This is a genomic window from Streptomyces sp. NPDC045967 (assembly GCF_056430495.1).
The window spans coordinates 654,005-673,827 of sequence record NZ_JBWKLE010000002.1; the positions used below are offsets into that span (position 1 = coordinate 654,005).

A 19,823-nucleotide genomic window follows, 5' to 3' on the forward strand; every position below is an offset into this window, starting at 1 on the left:
ATCCCGGCCGGATCCCGACCTGCGGGGTGTGCCTCCGGGCGGGAGGATGACCGCATGCTGCTGGCCGACGTCGCACGCGTGTCCCGGGAGGTCGCCGAGACCTCCGCCCGGTCCCGGAAGTCCGCCCTGCTCGCGGAATTGTTCGCCGCCGCGCCCCCGGAGGAGGCCGCGCTGGTGATCTCGTACCTCGCCGGGCGCCTCCCGCAGGGACGGCCGGGCATCGGCTGGCGCGCCCTCGGGCAGGACGTGCCGCCCGCGCGGGAGCCCTCGCTGACCGTGCGGGCCGTGGACGCGGCCGTCACCGAGCTGGCCGCCGTCGCGGGCGCCGGTTCCCAAGCGGGGCGCCGCCGGATCCTCGACGGGCTGCTGGGCGCGGCCACCGAGCCCGAGCAGCGGTTCCTGCGCAGCCTGCTGTCGGGGGAGGTGCGCCAGGGAGCGCTCGACGCGGTGGCACTGGAGGGCGTGGCCGCCGCCGCCGCGGTCCCGGCCGCCGACCTGCGCCGGGCGGTGATGCTGGACGGCTCGCTGCCGCGGGTCGCGGCGGCCGTGCTGGCCGGCGGCGCGGCGGCGCTCGCCGGTTTCACCCTGCGGGTCGGACAGCCCGTACAGCCCATGCTGGCGGGCACCGCGAAGTCCGTCGGCGAGGCGGTGGCCGCCCTCGGGCCCTGCGCGGTGGAGGAGAAGCTCGACGGGATCCGGGTCCAGGTCCACCGGGAGGGGGACGAGGTGCGGATCTACACGCGCTCCCTGGACGAGATCACCGGCCGGCTGCCCGAGGTGGCCGAGCTGGCCCGGTCCCTGCCGGGGGAGCGGTTCATCCTCGACGGAGAGGTCATCGGCCGAGCCGCGGACGGCCGCCCGGTCCCCTTCCAGGAGATCGCGAGCCGGGTCGGTTCCCGCATCGACGTGGAGGCGGCCCGGCGCACCCTCGCCGTCGACCCCTACTTCTTCGACGTGCTGGTGGCCGGGGCGGAGGTCCTGCTCGACCGCCCGGTCCGCGAGCGGTACGAGGCCCTCGCCGCCCTGGTGCCCGAGAACGCACGGGTACGGCGCCTGGCGGTCGAGGACCCGACGGCGCAGGGCGGGCAGGCGCAGGAGTTCTGGGCCGAGACCCTGCGACGCGGCCACGAGGGAGTGGTGGTCAAGTCCCTCGACTCCGCCTACGCGGCAGGCCGGCGCGGCAAGAACTGGCTCAAGGTGAAACCGGTGCACACCCTCGATCTGGTCGTCCTCGCCGCCGAATGGGGCCACGGGCGGCGCACCGGGCTGCTGTCGAACCTGCATCTGGGCGCGCGGGCCGCCGACGGCACCTTCGCCATGCTCGGCAAGACCTTCAAGGGCCTCACCGACGAGATGCTGCGCTGGCAGACCGCCGCCCTCGGCGCCCTCGCCATCTCGGACGACGGCTTCACCGTCCGGGTGCGGCCGGAACTCGTCGTGGAGATCGCCTACGACGGCCTGCAGCGCTCCTCCCGCTATCCGGCCGGCGTCGCGCTCCGCTTCGCGCGGGTGCTGCGCCACCGCCCGGACAAGACCGCGGAGCAGGCCGACACGGTCGAGACCGTCCTGGCGACGGGAAGCGCGGGGTGACCGGCGACCGCGGGGCACGGCGCTCCCCGCCAGGGTTTTGCCTCAGAGGCAAAGTGGATTGCCACCCAGGCAAGACTCTGGCTCAATCGAGGCATGAACCCCGGTCCGACCTCCGAGGACACGCGCGACGAGCTGCCCGCGGTCGCCCCGCAACTGCGTGACCTGCGCCGGCGCGCCGGCCTCACGCTGGAAGCCGCCGCCGCGCGGGCCGGGCTCTCGCCCGCCCACCTGTCCCGCCTGGAAACCGGCCGCCGCCAGCCCTCACTGCCGCTGCTGCTCGCACTCGCCCGGACCTACGGTACGACGGTCTCGGAGCTGCTCGGCGAGACACCGGCCGTCGCCGACCCCATCGTACGGGCCGGCGGTCCGGGCGCCCGCGAGGCCGACGGATGGACCTACTGGCAGGCGGGCGGCTCCGGGCGGGGGATGCAGGCCCTGCGCGTGCACGTCCCGCGCGGCCCGGGCCCGGGCGAGCTGGTCCGCGTCCACCCGGGCGAGGAATGGCTGTACGTCCTGGGCGGCCGGCTGCGGCTGCACCTGGGGGAGGCCGAGTACCTCCTGGACCCGGGCGACAGCGCGCACTTCGACTCCTCCACCCCGCACCGCATCGCGGGCGCCGACCCCGGCGGCGCCGACCTGCTGTTCGTCCACACCCTGCTGCAGAGCAGCCTCGCCGGGCTGTGCCTGGGCGCAGCCGCCACCGCGCACCACCGATAGCCGAGGAGCCACCCATGGATCAGGTACCCGAGCCCGTCCCCACCGTGCGGGCGCGCATCGAGCGGAAGTTCCCGCGCGGTCTCGTCATCCGGCTGGTCGCCTACTTGTTCGTGGGCCACCTCTTCGCCTTCTTCGTCTACCTCCTCTTCGTCCTGGGCGCCCAGAACCAGTGACAGCGCCGGCCGCGGCGCCCCCGGCCGCACGACCGGCGCCGCACGGCTATGGAAACGTGCAGGTCCTGTGGCTACCCTCCGCGCATGATTCCCACGGTTGTCTGGGGTACCGGCAACGTCGGCCGTCTGGCCATCCGCGCCGTCGAGGCCCATCCCGCGCTGAACCTCTCCGCAGTCATCGTCCACGATCCGGCCAAGGTCGGCCGCGACGCGGGTGAACTCGGCGGGCTCGACCACCGGTTGGGGGTCGAGGCCACCGACGACATCGAAGCCGTACTGGCGGCCCGCCCCGCGGCCGTGGTCTACGCCGCGTCCGGCGACGTCCGCCCCGACGACGCCCTCGCCGACATCACCCGGGCGATCCGCTGCGGCGCGGTCGTCGTCAGCCCCGCGCTGTACCCGCTCTACGACCACCGCAGCGCACCGCCCGAGTTCCGCGATCCGGTGCTGGCCGCGATAGCGGAGGGCGGCGGCGCGTTCTTCGCCTCCGGCGTCGACCCCGGCTGGGGCAACGACGTCCTCCCGCTCCTGCTCAGCGGCCTCGGCACGACGATCGACGCCATCCGCTGCCAGGAGATCTTCGACTACTCCACCTACGACCAGCCGGACTCCGTCCGCCACCTCGTCGGCATGGGACAGCCCATGGACTACCAACCGATGATGCTCCTGCCCTCCGTCCCCTCCATGGTGTGGGGCGGTCAGATACGCATGATGGCCCGGGCCCTCGGCGTGGAACTGGACGAGATCCGCGAGACGGTGGACCGGCGGGCCCTCGACACCACCGTCACCACCCGCACCATGGGCGCGTTCGAGGCCGGCACCCAGGGCGCCGTCCGCTTCGAGGTCCAGGGCATCGTCGAAGGCGAGGCCCGCATCGTCATCGAGCACGTCACCCGCATCCACGCCTCGTGCGCCCCGGACTGGCCCACCCCGCCCGACGGCGGCGACGGCGCGCACCGCGTCGTCATCGAGGGCCGCCCGCGCATCGAGGTGACCGTCGAGGCCACCGACGAGGGCGAGAACCGCTCGGCGGGCGGCAACGCCACCGCCGTCGGGCGCCTGGTGGGCGCCATCGACTGGCTCACCGGGGCCGGGCCCGGGCTCTACGACGCCCTGGACGTCCCGCTGCGCCCCGCCATCGGCAAACTCGGAAGGAAGCAGTCATGAGGATCGACATCCCCGAAGGCCAGCACCCGATCGAGTACGTGTGGGGCGACCTGGTCCCCGGCATCGGCATGGCCGCCGCCAACTTCTCGCTGTCCGTGTACGCCCACACCACGCTGGGGCTGCGCGAGTTCGAGGCCGCCCGGCTGCGGGTCGCGCAGATCAACGGCTGCGTCTTCTGCCTGGACTGGCGCACCGAACTGAAGGGGGAGAAGGTCGAGGAGGAGTTCTCCGACGCCGTCACCGAGTGGCGGACCACGGACCGCTTCGACGAGCGCACCCGGATGGCGGCGGAGTACGCCGAGCGGTTCACCCTGGACCACCACGGACTCGACGACGGATTCTGGGAGCGGATGAACGCGCACTACACCCAGCTGGAGATCGTGGAGCTGACGATGAGCATCGGGTCCTGGCTGGTCTTCGGCCGGCTCAACCACGTGCTCGGCCTCGACAGCGTCTGCATGCTGCCGGGCCACTGACACGGGTCCGGGGCCGCTCGGTTCGTCCGGTCGGCCCCGGTTGTCGTGTGCGGCGGCCGGGCTGGGCCCTAGAGGTCGGTGGCGATGATCTTCTCGATGTTCCGTTCGGCCAGGGCCGTGATGGTGACGAACGGGTTGACGCTGGTGTTGCCGGGGATCAGCGCGCCGTCGATCACGTACAGGCCGGTGTAGCCGTGCAGCCGGCCGTAGTTGTCGGTGGCCTTGTCCAGCACGGCGCCGCCGAGCGGGTGGTAGGTGAGGTGGTCGCCCCAGACCTTGTGCGTGCCGAACAGGTCGGTCCGATAGATCGTCCCCTCCTTCGAGTTGATCTTGTCGAAGATGGTCTTGGCCATGTCGATGGACGGCTGCTTCCAGGCCGTCTGCCAGTTGAGTTCGACCTTGCCCGCCGCCGCGTTCCAGGAGAACTGGGCGCGGTGGGGGTTCTTGGTGATGGAGAGGTAGAACGAGGCGTACGTCTCGATCCCCGTCGGGAGCGGGGCGACCTCGGCGAACGCGCCGCCCGCGTTCCAGTTGTCGATCCCGCCGCAGGGGATGGATGCCTGCACCTTGCCGGTCGCGTCCCACATGTGGTTGGCCCGGCCGCACATGACGTTGCCGTTGTCGCCCCAGCCCTTGCCGATCTCGCCGTTCAGGTTCGGCAGGACGCCGGTGGCCTTCAGCTTGACGAGGAGCTTGCTGGTGCCGACGCTGCCGGCCGCGAAGAACACCCGGTCGGAGGTGACGGTCTTGGTGGCGGTGACGGTGCCGTCGGTGTTCAGCTGGTCGATGGTGACGGTGTAGCCGCCGCCGGAGCCGGGGGCGACCGAGGTGACCTGGTGCAGCGGGGAGATGGAGACCCGGCCGGTGGCCCGGGCGGCCGCGATGTAGGTCTGCTGGAGCGACTTCTTGCCGTGGTTGTTGCCGTAGAGGATCTCGCCGTCCACCGCGGACTTGGGGACGGTGCCGGCCGCCTCCTTCTTCATGTAGTCCCAGTCGTACACGTCGGGGACGAAGACGAAGGGGAATCCGGAGCGCTGGGCGTGCTTGCGGCCGACGCGGGCGTACTGGTAGCAGGCGACGGTGTCGAACCACGCCGGGTCGATGAGGCCGACGCCCAGGTTCGCGTTGGCGCGCGGGTAGTAGGTGGCGTACATCTCGTCGGCGTTGACCGAGGGCAGCACGGAACTGAAGTTCTCCCGCTTGGGCGTGACGGCCATGCCGCCGTTGACCAGCGATCCGCCGCCGACTCCGCGGCCCTGGTAGACGATGATGCCGCCCATCTCCTCGGCGTCGAGGATGCCCGTGTACCTGGGGACGTTCTTGTCGATGGGGAACCCGAGGAAGTTGCTGAGCGGCGCCTTGGTCCGGGTGCGCAGCCAGTAGGAGCGGTAGTCGGGGTTGGTGGTGTGGGCGAAGATCTTGCCGTCGGTGCCCGGGGTGTCCCAGGCCATGCCCATCTCCACCATGTGGACGTTCACGCCCGCCTGGGCCAGGCGCAGGGCGGCGACGGATCCGCCGTAGCCGGTGCCGATGACCAGGACCGGGACGCGGGCTCCGTCGTCGAGGCCGGCGGCGGTGGGGACCGTCTGCGCGGCCTGCGCGGAAGTGACCTGTGCGGAGAGGGCCACGGCCCCCAGAATAGAACCCGTTCTCGCAAGGAACCCGCGACGGGAGAATCCGTTGGAACCGTTACCGGGCACGCCATTGTCGGGCATGTGACGTTCCTCACTCTCGGCTGAATGGGAACGAGTTCTACTGCCAGGTGCGTGTGAAGTCACTAGATACCTCGGGGTAACATTCCGGCCACCGCAGCCCGGCGCAGATCACGCAGCTGCCGCCGCCCCGCATCGGCCGTCGGGCTCCGGCACGTGCCGTCACGCGTCCCGGGGGCCCGACTCCGCCCTGCGCGGGGACTCGAGCGGTGGGGCGTCCACCGCGCACTGGATGCGGCACTGCGGGTGCGCCGCACCGGCCGCGGGGGCCCGTACGGTCGTCCAGGCCACCGCTGCCCCGGCCGCCAGCAACCCGGCGCACCACGCCATGGCGCGGCCGAAAGCCGCGTCGAACTGGTCCGCCGAGCGGTAGGCCTCGGGACCCATTCCGGCCAGCAGCGGGAGCGCGGCCACCGCCAGCAGGCCGGCCACCCGCGCCGCGGCGTTGTTGATGCCGCTCGCCAGCCCCGCCCGGCCCGGGTCCACCGCGGCCAGCACCGTCGCCGTCAGCGGGGCCACCAGGGTCACCATGCCCGCGCCCATCACCAGCATCGCGGGCAGCACGTCGGCCGCGTACGAGGCGCCCGGACCCACCCGCAGCATCAGCAGCGTCCCGGCCGCGCACAGCAGGGGGCCCACGGTGAGGGGGATGCGGGGCCCGATCCGCTCCCCGACCTCCCCGGACCGGGCGGACAGCAGCAGCATCAGCGCGGTCGTGGGCAGCAGGGCGGCGCCCGCCGCCAGCGCGGAGTACCCCGACACCACCTGGAGCTGGAGCACGACGAAGAAGAAGAACCCGCTGAACGCCGCGTACACGCACAGCGTGACCAGGTTGACGGCCGTGAACTGGCGCGAGGCGAAGATCTCCGGCGGCACCATCGGATCGGCCCGCCGCCGCTCCACGGACACGAACGCCCCGGCCAGCAGGACGCCGCCCACCGCCGCGGCGATCACCGGCGCGCCGGCGGTCCGCGCCTCGATCAGCGCGTAGGTGAGCAGCGCGAGGGAAGCCGCACCGAGCAGCGCGCCGACCACGTCGAACCGCCCGTGCGCCTGCGGATCGCGCGACTCCGGTACGTGCCGCAGCGCCACCGGGACACACAGCGCGGCCAGCGGCACGTTCAGCAGGAACACCCAGCGCCACCCGGGCCCGTCCACCAGCCAGCCGCCGACGAACGGCCCGACGGCCGCCCCCACCCCGCCCAGCCCCGACCAGAGCCCGACGGCCCGGCCGCGGTCCGCCGCCCGGATCGAGCCCTGGATCAGGGCGAGCGAGCCGGGTGTCAGCAGGGCTCCTCCGACGCCCTGCAGGGCCCGGGCGGCCACCAGCACCCCGGCGTTCGGCGCAAGGCCGCACAGCAGCGAGCCCACCGCGAACCACACCACTCCGAGCACGAAGACCCGCCGGCGTCCGAAGCGGTCACCGAGCGCCCCGCCGACCAGGATCAGCCCGGCCAGGGTCAGCAGATAGGCGTTGACCGTCCACTGCAGGACGGCGAGGTCGGCGTCGAGATCCTGTCCGATGCGGGGCAGCGCGACGTTGACCACCGTCGAGTCGAGCAGGGCCATGCTCGACCCGAGCACCGTGGTGAACAGGATCCAGCGGCCCCGCGCGGACGCGAGCGGGACACCGGGCACGGCCGGCGTGGCGGGTGTGGTCATGGGTCAAGGCTGGCCCCGCCGGAGGCCGGGGGCCAGCGGACGCGCGGTGCGGGGCGCCGCTTCCCCGCCGGGCATCCGGCGGCAAAGCGGCTCAATAGGCCCTCTTGTAATGAACATGTCGCCGTTTCACCATGACCCGCGCACATCAGGCACATCACGCACCCTCTGCCCGCACAACCTGCACACGGCGTACGAGGAGACGACACGTGGTCCCACGCAACAGGCGTTCCTTACGAGCGGCGCTCGCCGCCCTCACCTCGATCCTGCTCCTCCCCCTCGGCGCGGGCGTCGCCGCGGCGGCGCCGGACCCGGGCCCCGCCCCCGGCGCGGCCGAACGGAAGATCGAACCCGAGCTCCGCGCCCAGCTCGACGGCTCCGACAAGGCCGTCTTCTGGGTCTACCTCGACAGTGCCGCCGACCTCACCGCCGCGAGCCGGCAACCGACCCGCGCGGCCAAGGCCGAGACCGTGCTGCGGACCAAGAAGGACCACGCCGCACGCAGCCAGGCCGGGGTGGTCAAGGCCGTCGAGGGCGCCAAGGCCGAGTACACCTCGTACTGGATCGTGAACGCCGTCCGCGTCGTCGGCGGCGCCAAGCTCGCCGGAGCGCTCGCCCAGCGGCCCGAGGTCTCCAGGATCGACGCCGACGACGAGGTCGAGCTGCCGAAGGCCGCCGCGGGTACCCGCGAGCGGACCGTCGCCGACGCGGTCGAGTGGAACATCGACCGGGTCAAGGCCCCGCAGGTGTGGGAGCAGGCCGGAGTGCGCGGCGAAGGCATCGTCGTCGCCAACATCGACAGCGGGGTGGACCACACCCACCCCGCCGTGAACGGCAGCTACCGGGGCAAGAACGCGGACGGCACCTACACCCACGCCTACAACTGGTTCGACCCCGCGGGGATCTGCGCCGGGGCCGCACCCTGCGACAACAACGACCACGGCACCCACACGATGGGCACGATGGTCGGCGACGACGGCGGAACCAACAAGATCGGTGTCGCCCCGGGCGCCCGGTGGATCGCCGCCAAGGGCTGCGAGTCCGGCTCCTGCTCCGAGGCATCCCTGCTCGCCTCCGGCCAGTGGATCGTCGCCCCGACCGACGCGAACGGCCAGAACCCGCGGCCCGACCTCGCCCCGCACGTCGTCAACAACTCCTGGGGCGGTCCGGGCGGCGACACCTGGTACCAGGAGATCGTCGACACCTGGCGGGCCGCCGGCATCTTCCCGGCCTTCTCGGGCGGCAACTCCGGACCGGGCTGCAACACCAGCGGCTCACCCGGCGACTACGGCAGCTCCTACAGCTCCGGCGCCTTCGACGTCAACGGCGCGATCGCCTCGTTCTCCTCGCGCGGAGCCGGCCCGGCCGGCCTGATCAAGCCGAACATCGCCGCTCCGGGCGTGAACGTGCGCTCCTCCGTCCCCGGCGGCGGCTACGAGGCCTTCTCCGGCACCTCCATGGCCTCACCGCACACCGCGGCCACCGTCGCCCTGCTCTGGTCCGCGGCGCCCGCCCTCGAAGGCGACGTCGCACAGACCGAGGCGCTGCTCGACGGCACCGCCCAGGACACCGACAGCGCCCAGTGCGGCGGCAGCGCCGCCGACAACAACGTCTTCGGCGAGGGCAGGCTCGACGCGCTCGCCGCCCTGAACGCCGCCCCGCGCGGCGCGATCGGCGCGCTCGCCGGCACCGTCCGCTCCGGGGGCGCGCCGGTCGCGGGCGCCACGGTCACCGCCGACGGACCGATCGACCGCACGACGACCACCGCGGCCGACGGCACCTACCGCTTCGCCACCCTCTCGGTGGGCGAATACGCCCTGAGCGCCGCGAAGTTCGGATACGGCCCGCAGAGCGCCACCGCCACGGTCACCGAGAACGCCACGGCCACGGGAGACTTCACCCTCGTCCAGGCCGCCTCCGGCACGCTCACCGGCACCGTGACCGCCGCTGCGGGACCGGCCGCGGGGGCCTCCGTCAGCATCGCGGACACCCCGGTGACCGCGACCACCGACGCGCAGGGCCGTTTCGAGGTCACCCTGCCCCACGGCACCTACGAGGTACGCGCCACCCACCCGTCCCGCTGCGTCACCGGCGGCTCCGCCCGGGTCACCGTCGCCGGCGACGCCGCGGTCACGGTGAACCTGCCCGAGCGGACCGACGGCTACGGCTACGCCTGCACCGCCGCGAACGACCGCCCGTACCCCGCGGGCGGCAACCGGCTCGCCTTGACCGGCGACAACACCACCGAGCGCGTCGACCTGCCCTTCCCGCTGCCGCTCTACGGCACGACGTACGGGCAGGCATGGATCGGCACCAACGGCACGGTCAGCTTCGGCGGCAACAACACCGCCGACATCAACGGCGACCTGCCGAGCACGGCCACCCCGAACGCGGCCCTCTACCCCTTCTGGGACGACCTGGTCGTCGGCGCCGCGGGCTCCGGCTCCGGTGTCTTCACGGCCGTCACCGGCACCGCCCCGCACCGCAGCTTCGTGATCGAGTGGCGCGAGGTGTCCCACTGGTCGGCCCAGGCCGACACGTTCTCCTTCTCGGCCTCCATCGGCGAGGACGGCAGCGTCTCCTACGCCTACAAGGGCACGGGCGGAGCAGGCATCAAGGGCGGTTCCACGGCCACGGTCGGCGTCGAGAACGCCGCCGGCACCGACGCCTTCCGGTACTCCTTCAACACGCCGGTCATCACCGACGGCCTCGGCATCGCCTTCCGCACCACCCGGAGCGGTGTGGTGGCGGGCCGCGTGCTCGACGCCAACGACGGAGCCGGCGTGGCGGGAGCCACGGTGACCGTCGGAACCGGCGAGTCGGCCGTCTCGGCCACCACGGCGGCGGACGGCGGGTATGTGGTCCAGAGCCCGTCCGGCCCGCGGACCGTCACCCTCTCCGCGCCGCAGTACGAGTCCGCGCAGACGACCGCCGACGTGAAGGCGGCCGACGTCACGACCGTGACGCAGTCGCTGCGGACCGGCCGGGTGACGGTTTCGCAGCCCGCCGTGGAGGTGGTCGTCCCGGCGGACCAGCGGCGGACCCGGACCCTGGAGCTGAGCAACCCGGGCCTCGGCACGGCCTTCACGGTCACCGAGGACGCGGCCTGGCTGACGGCCGCACCGGGCGGCGGAGACCTCCCGACGGGCGCCCGCATTCCGCTCACCCTCGCGGTGGACACCGCGGGGCTGGCGCCGGGCACGGTCCTGACCGCCCAGTTGAAGATCACCTCGGCCAGTGGCCGGGCCCCGGTCCTGACCCTCCCGGTCAAGGTCGTCGTGCCGCGCTACCAGGTCGCCCTGGACGCGGGCGCGGACTCCGCGAGCACCGACGCGCTGGGCGACGGCTGGTCCCCGGACCGCAAGTACACCGCGGGCTCCTACGGCTACCAGGGCAGCAGCTCCACCCGGAGCACCAGCCGCACCATCGCCGCGACGCAGGACCAGCGGCTGTTCCGCAACGCGCGGGAGGGCATGTACGAGTACCGCTTCGACCACGTCCCGAACGGGACGTACACGGTGGAGCTGGGCTTCGCCGAGCTCTCCTCCACCCGGCCCGACAAGCGCGTGTTCGACGTCCTGGCCGAGGGGCGGCAGATCCTGCCCTCGCTGGACATCGCCCTGGAGGCGGGCACGTACACCGCCCTGACCCGGACCTACACCGTCCAGGTGACGGACGGGGTGCTCAACATCCGCTTCGTCACGCACAGCGGATTCGGCAAGCCCCTGCTCAACACGCTCCGGGTGACCGACCGGCCCGACCAGAGCTGACCGCACCACCGTGCGGGGCGGGGCGCTCCCGGGCGCCCCGCCCCTCACGCGGGAGACCGGTCGGCGAGCGGGCATTCGGGTGGGGGAGCCCGACTCCGCGACCGGCGCGCGGGGCGGGGCAGTACCGGCCCGGCTAGCGTGACCGACCATGACGCTCCTGAGCGACAGTGACAGAGGCAGTGGCAGCGACCAGGCCCCAGCCGAGGCCCTCCGGGCCCTCGTGGGCTCCGCCGACCCCGGGGCGGTCTGGGCCGTCGGCGGTCCCGACGGCGTCCACGCGGCCTCCCACGCTTGTGACGGCGCCGCCCTCGACGTCGGCGACCTCGCCGCCGTCCTCGCCCTCTGGCCCGTCCTCGGCAGCCTGGTGGAGGAGGGCGCGCTCCGGCTGCACACGCCGCTCGCCGCCTACGGCGACGAAGCCGCCGCCTGGTCCCCGGCCGGCACCACCGCCCACCACCTGCTCACCCACGCCGACGGGGCCGCCGCGCTCACCCGTCTCGCCGAGCACCTCGCGGGCGGCCCGCTCGCCGAACTCGCCGCGACCCGCGTCTGGCACCCCCTGGGCATGACCGGCACCCGCTTCGCGGACGGCACCCTCCGCGCGCCGCTCGCCGATCTCGTCCGCTTCCTGAGCCGCCTGGCGGCCCCCGCGGACACGGACGGCCCGACGGGTGTGGCCCACGCCTGGACGGCCGAGTCCCTGCGCATCCGTACCGGTGAACTGACGCCCGCCCGCGGCCTCCTGTGGCACCCGGCGCCGCAGGGCGTCTGGGGACATCCCGGCCCGGCCGTCACCGGCCCGGCCGTATGGCTCCGCCCGGCCCGGCACCGCTGGGCACTGATCCTGCCGGCCCACCCGCCCGGCGGGCACCCCGGCCTGCGCACGGCGTTCCGGGACGCGGCCTTCGCCTGCCCGTGAGGGCGTGCCCTCGGCATCGGCCGTCGCGCGGCGCTCGGAGCGCGGGGTGGGCGGGAGCGACGTACGGTGAAGCCGATGTCACCGCCGCTCACCACCCGAGGACCCCATGCCCGACGCCGTGATCTCCGCGCTCGACGCCACGGACATCGACCGGCTCGACGACCTCTGCCGTGAACTCGCCGAGGCCGCCGACGCGGTCGCCGAGGCCGCGGGCTACGCCTCCGGGCTCGCCCTCGGCGCCCGCCTGCCCGCCACCGCCCTCACCCGGGGCGGCCCGCGCCGGCGCGGCTGGCGCACGCTCCTGCGGACGCTCAGCGACCCGGCGGGCCTCGGCTGGGCGCCCCGCGGCCGGGGGGTGGCGGCCCGGGCCGGGCGGCTGGCCGGGGCACTGACGGGCCGGGAGAGCCTCGCCGTCAGCGTCGCCGTCTGCGGGCTCAAGGCCCGGATCGGGGCGGCCGAGGCCCGTCGCCCCGAACTCCTGCGGGACCCGGGCGCCGCGGCGGTACTGGGCGCGGTCGCCGACGGCCGCCAGGCCGAGGCCGCCGGCCTCTTCCGGCGGATCATGCGGGACCGGGGCGCCGAGCACGCCTTCGCACTGCTGACCCCGGCCTTCGCCGACATCCTGGCCTGGCACGCCCTGACCGACGCCAACCCCTTCAACGACCACGCGGGCTGGCAGGTCGCCACCGGCCGGGCCGTCCCCGCCGCGCCGCTCCTCGGACTGGGCGCCGCCGTGCGGGCGTTCTGCGACCGCGGGCCCGGCCTGCCCGCCGGGGACGGTCCGGGGGCGGGGGCGGACGGGGACCCGGCGCAGCCGCCCGGCCCCGCACCCCGGCGGCTGCGGGCGGTCCCGCCGCCTGGACCGGACCCCTACCGGCAACCGCACCGGCCCGCCAGCCTGCGCGGCCACGCCACGGCGCTGCGCTCGCACGCGGTGCGGCTGCGCGCGACGACGGCGGCGCCCGTCTGGCGGGCCCCGCGGCGCGACGCCCTGCGCGCGGAGGTCGCCGCCCTCGCGGGCCGCTGCGCCACCGCCGCGGACGGCTTCACGCTGGCGGCGGCCCAGCTCGGCGAGGAACGCCTGCCGAACTAGGCCCTGTCGTCACAGTGGCGCCGGTCAGGCGAGCCTGTGACGACAGGACCTAGAGCCGGCGCAGCGCGGCCAGCGCCCGTCCGGTGATCTCTTCGGGGGAACCGGACACCTCGACGGCGAGGCCGAGCTCGTCGTCCTGGAGGGGCTCCAGGGTGGCGAACTGCGAATCCAGCAGCACCGCGGGCATGAAGTGGCCGGTGCGGGCCGCCATCCGCCGCTCGATCAGCGCACGTTCAGCGGTGAGGTGGACGAAGACCGCCCCGGGGGCCGCGGCGCGCAGCCGGTCGCGGTAGGAGCGCTTGAGGGCCGAGGCCGCGACCACGCCCCCGCCGTGGCCGGCCCGGTCTCCCATCCAATCGCCGACGGCGTCCAGCCACGGCCACCGGTCGGCGTCGTCCAGCGGGGTCCCGGCCGCCATCTTGGCGACGTTGGCCGCGGAGTGGAACGCGTCGCCCTCGGCATAGGGAAGGCCGAGGGCCTCCGCGAGCAACCGGCCCACGGTCGTCTTGCCCGTACCGGACACGCCCATCACCACCACCACGCGCTGGGGGCTCACGTCGTACCTCGCTGTCCTCGTCGGCATCGGTCCGTGCGGGGACCACTGAAGCCCATGGGATGCCGCGTGTCCACGGGGACCGGGGGAAACGTCGCGCCATCGGTCGTCCCGCGAGGGCGGACCCCTGCCGGATAATGGCTCCGAGCAGCACAAGCACCGGAAGACGCCGGATGCCCGCGGGGGATCCGGCAGGAGAGGGAGTCCCGATGGACGCGCAGCACTTCGAGCGGATCACCGCCTTCATCGAGGCGCGGCTGACCCCGCTCTTCGATGCGGAGACGGGCAGCGAGTACGGCTTCGGGATGGACGACACCTCCCGTGCGCTGCGCGCGCTGCGCAACGCCGTGCTCGAGGCCGCCGCCGTCAAGGGCCTCATCGCGCAGCGGGAGTCGGCCGACCCGGCCACGCGGCGCGTCATCGACCAGTCGGTGGAGCACCACTGGGACGTACTGCGCGGGATCGCCCGCCAGTGGGAGGACCACGCCGCGTTCCGCCACGAGTTCAAGCACCACGCCTGGGAACTCGACCACCACGCCGTGGCCGTGGAGGGCTGACCCGGCGGCAACGGGGCGACGGCGGGCGGTCCGTCCGCCGTCGCCGTCGCCCCGCTCCCGTCCGGTTACCGCGCCGCCCCGCGCGGTGTCGTCTGCTGGACCGCCCAGCCGTTCCCGTCGGGGTCGGAGAAGTAGACGAACGAGCCCCACGGCAGGTCCTGGATCTCCGTCACCTCGACACCCCGGCCGCGCAGGTCCTCGTACGCCTCCTCGATGTCGGTGACGACGACCTGCAGGTTGTCCAGGGAACCCGGCGTCATCCGGGTCAGCCCCGTGCCGATCGCGATCGAACAGGCCGAACCCGGCGGGGTCAGCTGCACGAAGCGGACGTCCTCGCTGACGGTGTGGTCGTGGTCGGCGTGGAAGCCGATCTTCTCGTAGAAGGCTTTGGCCCGGTCGACATCGGTCACGGGCACGGCGACCAGCTCAAGTTTGATGTCCATGGCGGCATCATGCTCCAGAGGCCGTCGCCGCGCCGCCCGGTGCCACCTCGGCGGGCGTGTCCGACGCCGCGAACTGGGTGCGGTACAGCTCCTCGTACCGGCCGCCCGCCGCCAGGAGTTCGGTGTGCGTGCCGCGCTCCACGATCCGGCCGTCCTCGACCACCAGGATCAGGTCGGCCGCCTGCACGGTCGACAGCCGGTGCGCGATCACCACCGCCGTCCGGCCCGCCAGGGCCTCGCCCAACGCCTCCTGCACCGCCGCCTCCGAGGTGGAGTCCAGGTGCGCGGTGGCCTCGTCGAGGATGACCACCCGCTGCCGGGCCAGCAGCAGCCGCGCGATGGTCAGCCGTTGCCGTTCCCCGCCCGACAGGCGGTAGCCGCGCTCCCCGACCACCGTGTCCAACCCGTCGGGCAGGGAGGCGACCAGGCCGTCCAGGCGGGAGCGGCGAAGGGCCTCCCAGATCTCCTCCTCGGAGGCTTCCGGCCGCGCCAGCAGCAGGTTGGCCCGTACCGACTCGTGGAAGAGGTGCCCGTCCTGGGTGACCATGCCGAGCGTCTCGCGGATCGAGTCGGCCGTGAGGTCCCGTACATCGACCCCGCCGAGGCGGACCGCGCCCGCGTCGGCGTCGTACAGCCGGGGGAGCAGCTGGGCGATTGTCGACTTGCCGGCGCCGGACGAGCCGACCAGGGCGATCATCCGGCCGGGTTCGGCGCGGAAGGAGACCTCGTGCAGGACCTGCGTGCCGCCCCGCGTGTCGAGGCCGGCGACCTCTTCCAGGGAGGCCAGCGAGACCTTGTCGGCCGAGGGGTAGGCGAAGGAGACGCGGTCGAACTCCACGGACACCGGCCCGTCCGGCACCGTCCGGGCGTCCGGCTTCTGCGCGATGAGCGGCTCGAGGTCGAGGATCTCGAAGACGCGCTCGAAGCTCACCAGCGCGCTCATCACCTCGACGCGGGCCCCGGCGAGCGCGGTCAGCGGCGCGTAGAGCCGGGTCAGGAGCAGGGCGAGGGCCACGACGGAGCCGGCGTCCAGCGTCCCGCGCAGGGCGTAGTAACCGCCCAGCCCGTAGACCAGGGCGAGGGCCAGCGCCGAGACGAGGGTGAGGGCGGTGATGAAGGCGGACTGGGCCATCGCGGTGCGGATCCCGATGTCCCGTACGCGTGCGGCGCGGGCCGCGAACTCCGCGGACTCGTCGGCCGGCCGCCCGAACAGCTTGACCAGCGTCGCGCCCGGAGCCGAGAACCGCTCGGTCATCTGGGTCCCCATCGCCGCGTTCAGCGCCGCGGCCTCCCGTTGCATGGCCGCCATCCGCGCACCCATCCGGCGCGCGGGCAGGACGAACACCGGCAGCAGTACGAGCGCCAGCAGGGTGATCTGCCAGGAGATGCTCAGCATCACGGCGAGGGTCAGCAGCAGCGTCACCGTGTTGGCCACCACCCCGGACAGGGTGTTGCTGAACGCCCGCTGGGCGCCGATCACGTCGTTGTTGAGGCGGCTGACCAGGGCCCCGGTCCTGGTACGGGTGAAGAAGGCCACCGGCATCCGCTGCACGTGGTCGAAAACCGCGGTGCGCAGATCGAGGATCAGCCCCTCGCCCAGGGTGGCGGAGAGCCGGCGGGTCAGCAGGCCCAGGCCCGCCTCGGCCACCGCGATCAGGGCGATGAGCAGGGCGAGCCGGGTGACGGTCCCTCTGTCGCGGCCGCCGACGATGGCGTCGACGATCTGACTGGCGAGCACCGGGGTCGCCACCGCCAGGAGCGCCGTGACGATGCTGAGCAGGAGGAAGAGAGTGAGCCCGCGCCGGTGCGGGCGGGCGAACGAGGCGACCCGGCGCAGGCTCGCCCTGGAGACGGGGCGACGGTCCTGCTGGGCGTTGATCGCGCTGTGCAGCGAGGTCCAGGCGGTGACTTCCATGTCCATGGCCGGAACGCTATGACCTCAACCTAAGTCGAGGTCAAGGCAGCGGGCTTGCGCTCCGACGCGGGTCGACCGGGCCTCGAGGGGTGCGGTTCCGTCCGCGCCCCCCTGACCTCTGCCGATTACCGACCTCCCCATGGTCGGCGTGGGGGCCGTGCGATAGATTCGGCCTCCCCACGGCACTCATTTTTTCCCACCCACGCGGAGACAGGCTTCTCAATGAGCGACATCATCAACGGACTTGGCCGTACCAGCGCCTTCGGCGCCCTCGGCCTGGTGCTGCTGATCCTCGGCATCGTCCTGGTGGACGTGCTGACGCCCGGGAAGCTGCCGAAGCAGATCTGGGAGGAGCGCAACCGCAATGCCGCCCTCCTGCTGAGCTCGGCGCTCCTCGGCATCGGCGGCATCGTGTTCACCTCGATCTGGACCACCTACGACGACTTCGGCAAGGGCCTGCTGTCCACCGCGGCCTTCGGCGTGCTCGGCCTGGTCCTGATGGCGGTGGCGTTCCTGGTGCTCGACCTGGTCACCCCGGGCAAGCTCGGGGAGATCGTCGTCGACCCGGAGCCGCACCCCGCGGTCTGGGTCACCGCCTCCTGCAACCTCGCCGTCGCCGCGATCGTGGCGGCCTCGATCGCCTGACCCCGGCACGACCCAGAGCGCCGCTCCCCACCGGGGGCGGCGCTCTCGTCGTATCACCGCGCACCGGCCGCGCTCACGCCAGCCCCAGCGCGAACACCGCGAACCCCGCCGCCAGCAGCCCCGCCACGGCCCGGCGCACCGCCGGGGCGCCGCGCCCCTGCGGCGCCGGACCCTCGAACCGCTTCGCGTACCGGGCGATGACGACCAGCAGCACCGCGAACACCGGCATCCACGCGAGCCGCGCCGCGATCCAGCCCGGACTGTCCGGCGCCGTCGTCAGCCCCGCCAGCCCACCCAGGAACGAACCGGGGACGGCCGCGGCCAGCATGGCCGTCTGGTGCCAGCACAGGATCGTCATGGCGCACAGGTTGACCACGACCACCGGCGCCCACAGGGCCGGCCGGGCCAGCAGCCGCGCCAGCCGGTCCCGCAGCAGGACCGCCGCTCCCGACTGGGCCGCCGCCAGGGCCAGTACGAGAAGCGACGGCGGGTGCGAGTTGCTCCGCGCCGCACCCGGCACGCCCACCATCGACGCCGGGTAGTGGAAGAACGCCAGCAGCGCCGCGAACAGCAGCGTCCCGCCCGCCAGCAGCAGGACGCCCCCGCGCCGGCCGATCCGCCCCTCCCCCCAGCCGACACCGAGCTGGTAGGCGAACAGCCAGCCCGGCAGGATGCTGACCAGCGCCACCCATCCGGGCACCGAGTCCGCGGGCGGTCCGTAGCGCAGGAAGTCCACCACGGCGACCGAGACGAGCAGCGGAGCCGCCGCCCAGCCGCCGAACCGGTGCGCCGCCCGCACGCAGTACGGGGTCAGCGCCGTGATCACCACGTACACCCCGACGAACCACAGCGGCTGGACCACCAGCGTCGCCGCCGTCCGCAGCGTCACCTCCGGCACCCCGGCCGCGTACAGCACGGGAGCGGCCAGCGCCCACACCGCCGTGACCCCGAGTACCGGCCGTCCCAGCCGTACGATCCGCCCCTTCAGCCACGCGGCCGTCGAGCCCGGCCGGCGCCGGAAGGACAGCGCCGAGGCGTAGCCGCCGACCAGGAAGAAGATGCCCAGCATCTGGAGCACCCAACTCGCCGGGGCCAGCGCGCCGAAGGACGTCAGCGGACTGGCGTTGTGCAGGCCGCCGCCGGCGTCGAGGGTGAACCCGCCGAGCAGCCAGTGGCCCGTCGGCACGGCCAGCAGCGCCAGGGCGCGCAGCCCGTCGACCGCACGGTCCCGATCGGCCGGGGTGCGCCGCTCGATCCCGTCGGCGGTCCGCCGCACTGCGGCGAGCGACCGCCGCGCCGTCATTGTCCCTCTCCCGCGGCGATCGCGGCGAACGCCGCCAGGGAGCGGGTCCCCGGGGCGAAGTAGCCGGTGTGGCCCCGCACATCGGTGGCCGGCACCGCGCGGGCGCCGAAGGCCGCGGAGGTGGGATCGGCGCCGTGGCCGAGCCCCGCGAACGCGACGTTCGGCACGTCGGCGATCCAGTCGGAGGGTCCGCGGGCCACCCACACCCGGGCTCCGGTGCGCAGCCCGGCGGCGGTGGCGGCGCGCATGCCGGGGGAGCCGAAGGCGACGATGTCGGCGGCGTCCGTGTGCCGGGCCGCCAGCCCGCAGACCACGGAGCCGTAACTGTGGCAGAAGAGCGCTGGATCGGGCGCACCGACCGCGTCGAGGCCGGCCGTGAGACGGGCGAGGCGGACCGCCCCCGCCTCGGCCAGCCGGCCCTCGGCCGCGTCCAGGCCGACCCCGACCGGCGTGGTGTAGCCGACCCAGGCGATGACGGCCGTGGAGGCGCCCGCCGCCTCGCGCAGCGCCCGGGCCATCCCGGCCGGGCCGCTCGCCCGCCCCCGCGGGGCGTCGTGGCGGGTGGCGTCGTTGTCCGAGCCGGGCACGACCACCGAGACGTGCGCGGCGTGCTCCAGGTCCCCGAACACCTCCGCGAGCTGGCCCCGGTCGCGCGGGTCGAAGGCCAGGATCTGCCGGTCCGGCGCGCCGAGCGGGGCGTAGCGGGCCTCACCCGAGGCGGCGATCGCGAGCCGGTTGGCCTCGTACCGCAAGGGCGGGGGAACGCCGTCCAGGTTCCCCACCACCAGGGGGTGGGACCGGACGAGCCGCCGGCGCTCGGCCTCGTCCAGCCCCGCGAAGAACCGGGCCACCTCACCGGGTGCCGCGGTCGCCGGATCGGGCAGCGCCCGGCCGGACACCGCATCGGCCCGCCAGGCGGCGGTCCCGGGCGGCGGCCCGCTGACCACCCGCTGCGTGCCACCGGACGCCCAGCCCGCGGTCCCCCCGACGACGGCGACCGCCAGCGCGGCCGCGACCATCGTCCTTGCGAAGCGGCGCATGCCCCTTCTCCTCTCCTCGTGTCGAGGCAGAAGGTAGGAAGGAGGTACCGCACCGCACGTCGGACCGGAGAGCCAAGTCGGGTGTCATACC

The 19,823-nt window shown here is 74.0% G+C and carries 17 protein-coding genes; 10 read left to right on the plus strand and 7 right to left on the minus strand.

What is annotated here, in order from left to right; genetic code table 11:
- Positions 1-54: 54 nt before the first annotated feature.
- The 5 genes from AC07FY_RS06480 to AC07FY_RS06500 all read left to right on the plus strand — a co-directional run bounded on the left by AC07FY_RS06480 (position 55) and on the right by AC07FY_RS06500 (position 4,123).
- Positions 55-1,590 carry an ATP-dependent DNA ligase gene (locus AC07FY_RS06480; RefSeq protein ID WP_479001289.1) on the plus strand — a complete coding sequence of 512 codons (1,536 nt, stop codon included), beginning with the start codon at positions 55-57 and terminating at the stop codon, positions 1,588-1,590.
- Positions 1,591-1,683: 93 nt separating this feature from the next.
- Complete coding sequence (locus tag AC07FY_RS06485) at positions 1,684-2,307, plus strand: helix-turn-helix domain-containing protein (RefSeq protein ID WP_479001292.1); 624 nt, start codon at positions 1,684-1,686, stop codon at positions 2,305-2,307.
- Positions 2,308-2,321: 14 nt separating this feature from the next.
- A complete protein-coding gene (locus AC07FY_RS06490; RefSeq protein ID WP_479001295.1) occupies positions 2,322-2,480 on the plus strand; it encodes a DUF6126 family protein in 159 nt (52 codons plus the stop codon).
- A gap of 84 nt (positions 2,481-2,564) precedes the next feature.
- Positions 2,565-3,647: an NAD(P)H-dependent amine dehydrogenase family protein gene (locus AC07FY_RS06495; RefSeq protein ID WP_479001298.1), complete on the plus strand. Its 1,083-nt coding sequence runs from the start codon at positions 2,565-2,567 to the stop codon at positions 3,645-3,647.
- Complete coding sequence (locus AC07FY_RS06500) at positions 3,644-4,123, plus strand: carboxymuconolactone decarboxylase family protein (protein ID WP_479001301.1); 480 nt, start codon at positions 3,644-3,646, stop codon at positions 4,121-4,123. The genes AC07FY_RS06495 and AC07FY_RS06500 overlap by 4 nt, the downstream gene beginning before the upstream one ends.
- 68 nt (positions 4,124-4,191) lie before the next feature.
- Here AC07FY_RS06500 and AC07FY_RS06505 read toward each other — a convergent pair whose 3' ends face one another.
- Together AC07FY_RS06505 and AC07FY_RS06510 are read right to left on the minus strand one after the other, a co-directional pair.
- Positions 4,192-5,838, minus strand: a complete 1,647-nt coding sequence (locus AC07FY_RS06505; protein WP_479001303.1) for a GMC oxidoreductase — start codon at positions 5,836-5,838, stop codon at positions 4,192-4,194.
- Between the two features lie 159 nt (positions 5,839-5,997).
- Positions 5,998-7,497: an MFS transporter gene (locus AC07FY_RS06510; RefSeq protein WP_479001306.1), complete on the minus strand. Its 1,500-nt coding sequence runs from the start codon at positions 7,495-7,497 to the stop codon at positions 5,998-6,000.
- Positions 7,498-7,703: 206 nt separating this feature from the next.
- Between AC07FY_RS06510 and AC07FY_RS06515 the strand changes: the two genes are divergently transcribed.
- From AC07FY_RS06515 to AC07FY_RS06525, 3 genes are all read left to right on the plus strand, one after another.
- Positions 7,704-11,264, plus strand: a complete 3,561-nt coding sequence (locus tag AC07FY_RS06515) for a S8 family serine peptidase (RefSeq protein WP_479001309.1) — start codon at positions 7,704-7,706, stop codon at positions 11,262-11,264.
- Between the two features lie 148 nt (positions 11,265-11,412).
- Positions 11,413-12,183, plus strand: coding sequence for a serine hydrolase domain-containing protein (locus AC07FY_RS06520; protein ID WP_479001312.1), 771 nt, complete (start codon positions 11,413-11,415; stop codon positions 12,181-12,183).
- 106 nt (positions 12,184-12,289) lie between these two features.
- Positions 12,290-13,276, plus strand: coding sequence for a hypothetical protein (locus AC07FY_RS06525; protein ID WP_479001315.1), 987 nt, complete (start codon positions 12,290-12,292; stop codon positions 13,274-13,276).
- A gap of 49 nt (positions 13,277-13,325) precedes the next feature.
- Here the strand turns inward: AC07FY_RS06525 and AC07FY_RS06530 are convergent, their stop codons facing one another.
- On the minus strand, positions 13,326-13,832 hold the full coding sequence (locus AC07FY_RS06530; RefSeq protein ID WP_479001318.1) for a gluconokinase: 507 nt from the start codon (positions 13,830-13,832) through the stop codon (positions 13,326-13,328).
- Positions 13,833-14,038: 206 nt separating this feature from the next.
- On the opposite strand from AC07FY_RS06530, the gene AC07FY_RS06535 reads away from it, so the two are divergent.
- Positions 14,039-14,386 carry a hypothetical protein gene (locus tag AC07FY_RS06535; protein ID WP_479001320.1) on the plus strand — a complete coding sequence of 116 codons (348 nt, stop codon included), beginning with the start codon at positions 14,039-14,041 and terminating at the stop codon, positions 14,384-14,386.
- 65 nt (positions 14,387-14,451) lie between these two features.
- On the opposite strand, the gene AC07FY_RS06540 is transcribed toward AC07FY_RS06535, so the two are convergent.
- Complete coding sequence (locus tag AC07FY_RS06540; RefSeq protein ID WP_479001323.1) at positions 14,452-14,829, minus strand: VOC family protein; 378 nt, start codon at positions 14,827-14,829, stop codon at positions 14,452-14,454.
- Between the two features lie 7 nt (positions 14,830-14,836).
- Positions 14,837-16,750, minus strand: coding sequence for an ABC transporter ATP-binding protein (locus tag AC07FY_RS06545; protein WP_479001325.1), 1,914 nt, complete (start codon positions 16,748-16,750; stop codon positions 14,837-14,839).
- A 216-nt stretch (positions 16,751-16,966) separates the two neighbouring features.
- Between AC07FY_RS06545 and AC07FY_RS06550 the strand changes: the two genes are divergently transcribed.
- Positions 16,967-17,389: a DUF350 domain-containing protein gene (locus AC07FY_RS06550; RefSeq protein ID WP_479001328.1), complete on the plus strand. Its 423-nt coding sequence runs from the start codon at positions 16,967-16,969 to the stop codon at positions 17,387-17,389.
- Positions 17,390-17,462: 73 nt separating this feature from the next.
- Here AC07FY_RS06550 and AC07FY_RS06555 read toward each other — a convergent pair whose 3' ends face one another.
- Together AC07FY_RS06555 and AC07FY_RS06560 are read right to left on the minus strand one after the other, a co-directional pair.
- Positions 17,463-18,692: an acyltransferase family protein gene (locus AC07FY_RS06555; RefSeq protein WP_479001331.1), complete on the minus strand. Its 1,230-nt coding sequence runs from the start codon at positions 18,690-18,692 to the stop codon at positions 17,463-17,465.
- On the minus strand, positions 18,689-19,732 hold the full coding sequence (locus AC07FY_RS06560; protein WP_479001334.1) for an alpha/beta hydrolase: 1,044 nt from the start codon (positions 19,730-19,732) through the stop codon (positions 18,689-18,691). The genes AC07FY_RS06555 and AC07FY_RS06560 overlap by 4 nt, the downstream gene beginning before the upstream one ends.
- Between the last annotated feature and the right edge of the window lie 91 nt (positions 19,733-19,823).